The sequence below is a fragment of the Dysgonomonas gadei ATCC BAA-286 genome (genome assembly GCF_000213555.1).
Taxonomy (GTDB): Bacteria; Bacteroidota; Bacteroidia; order Bacteroidales; family Dysgonomonadaceae; genus Dysgonomonas; species Dysgonomonas gadei.
In genome coordinates, this window is the sequence record NZ_GL891979.1 from 815,569 (window position 1) to 817,762 (window position 2,194).

The 2,194-nt window shown below is 33.5% G+C and carries 3 protein-coding genes; 1 reads left to right on the forward strand and 2 read right to left on the reverse strand.

Going from position 1 to position 2,194, the window contains the following annotated elements; all coding sequences use genetic code 11:
• Positions 1-451, forward strand: a 451-nt coding sequence (locus HMPREF9455_RS21715) for an integrase core domain-containing protein (RefSeq protein ID WP_006798130.1), incomplete at its 5' end; no start/stop codon positions are given.
• Between the two features lie 67 nt (positions 452-518).
• On the opposite strand, the gene HMPREF9455_RS03080 is transcribed toward HMPREF9455_RS21715, so the two are convergent.
• Both HMPREF9455_RS03080 and HMPREF9455_RS03085 read right to left on the reverse strand, forming a co-directional pair.
• Positions 519-971, reverse strand: coding sequence for a ferritin-like domain-containing protein (locus tag HMPREF9455_RS03080; RefSeq protein ID WP_006798131.1), 453 nt, complete (start codon positions 969-971; stop codon positions 519-521).
• 814 nt (positions 972-1,785) lie between these two features.
• Positions 1,786-2,194 (reverse strand): integrase core domain-containing protein (locus HMPREF9455_RS03085; RefSeq protein WP_006798132.1); only part of this gene is annotated, 409 nt, incomplete at its 5' end.

The window sequence follows — 2,194 nt, forward strand, 5'->3', positions numbered from 1 at the left end:
CTTTGATGAGCATGAGTTAAGGCTACTTCGTGTATTAACTGATAGAGGAACCGAGTACTGTGGACTAAGAGAGCAACATGAATACCAGTTATATCTTGCCATTGAAGATATTGACCATACTAAAACAAAGGCTAAAAGTCCTCAAACAAATGGGATATGTGAGAGATTCCACAGAACAATACAGGAAGAGTTTTATGCCGTAGCTTTTAGAAAGAAAATATACAGGAGTATAGAAGAAATACAAACGGACTTAAACAATTGGATGTGGTATTATAACAACGAAAGGACTCATTCGGGAAAATATTGCTATGGCAAAACCCCAATGCAAACTTTTATTGAAGGTAAAGATATTGCTAAAGAAAAACTATTAGAAAATGTGATGCAACAACAAAATATTCTTACTTTTGGAAGTCAAGAGACTCTCGAAATGAACCATAAAAAAGAAATCTGACAATTATAGTTAACCCACAACTGTCAGATTAAGTCTTAGCTATTACACATTAAATAAATATATTTTCTTAACCAAGTGCATCACGCATTGACCTGATATGATCGCGTGAAATCTGTATTTCTGCCCGATGACGAATTACCTTTAGGCGTTGCTCCTGCGTAAGATTCTCGCAGTTCAATGCTTCTTCATAAGCACGCAAAGCAGCATCTTCACCCAGTTCGCAGCTCTCGAGAATAGCTCTTCGATTATTTCCCGAAAAAAATGCTTTCACCTCCATCCATGCACGATATATCTTACCGGACACCATTGTCCCTTCGGCAACTACCTCACCTGTGCGACTTACTTCAGGAACCAATTCATTGCGAAACTGACTACTTTGATTAACCCTTTCCTGGAATACGCTTCTTAACTCGGCATCTTCTGGTTGTAGCTCGTCAATTGCTTTCTGATAACCTTGCATTCTGTCGTTATTGATTAATATTAAATCATTCAACGTTTCTGCCTGTCTTTCTAAATTCATAATCGATTCCTTTCTTTTTAATTTAAATTGAATCCCACAAACTGATGTGTTTAAATAAAACAAATGTTGTTTTCTTATTGTTTTATAGATAGTTACTAATAAAGTATAATATATAAAAAAGTTACTGCCGGTATTACTATGCAGAACATAGCAAATCACAGAAAAATACACAAAAACAGCCTTATATACTAAAAATCAACTAAGTAAAGCTAAGAAAAACACAGAATAATAATCGTTACCATTTAGAGAATATGCGACGAACAGCAAATCTGAGAAAATCACAGAATTTTAATTTCCATTTTTTTATATAAGAAAAGTCCAAAACACAGTGGATAGAAGAATTCGAAATATAAGTATTCGTGTTTTTTGTTTACATCCTCTATTTAAAACAGAAAGGAATAAAATACGGCCAAATACTTAAGGTTAGTTTGTGGCCAAACCATTATCTTATTATGAGATGCATTTTAAACAACTCAGTAATAGAATTCAGTTGTAAATTATCTAGTACTCCAACTCTGTGAAACCCATAGTAAATCGATTGAAAGGGAAAAGTATTGAGGCTTTCGTGACTAATGCTACAATAGAAAGCTCACTCAAGAAGAATAGTCGAAAATAAATAAATCACATTTAAATCATTATTATTCAGTCATGTATAGGTACATGTCCTTTTATATCTTATAATTGAAAGTGGTAGATTCGACCAAAATATAACTGTGTCACATGAAAAAATCTGTAGATAACGATAGAGCATGCCAAATCAAATTAAGTGTAATAGCTAAGACTTAATCTGACAGTTGTGGGTTAACTATAATTGTCAGATTTCTTTTTTATGGTTCATTTCGAGAGTCTCTTGACTTCCAAAAGTAAGAATATTTTGTTGTTGCATCACATTTTCTAATAGTTTTTCTTTAGCAATATCTTTACCTTCAATAAAAGTTTGCATTGGGGTTTTGCCATAGCAATATTTTCCCGAATGAGTCCTTTCGTTGTTATAATACCACATCCAATTGTTTAAGTCCGTTTGTATTTCTTCTATACTCCTGTATATTTTCTTTCTAAAAGCTACGGCATAAAACTCTTCCTGTATTGTTCTGTGGAATCTCTCACATATCCCATTTGTTTGAGGACTTTTAGCCTTTGTTTTAGTATGGTCAATATCTTCAATGGCAAGATATAACTGGTATTCATGTTGCTCTCTTAGTCCACAGTACTCGGTTCCCTCT

What these genes read in the sequence shown, in the direction of transcription:
- HMPREF9455_RS03080 (WP_006798131.1), bottom strand. Translation starts at nt 971, where the DNA reads ATGAATTTAGAAAGACAGGCAGAAACGTTGAATGATTTAATATTAATC.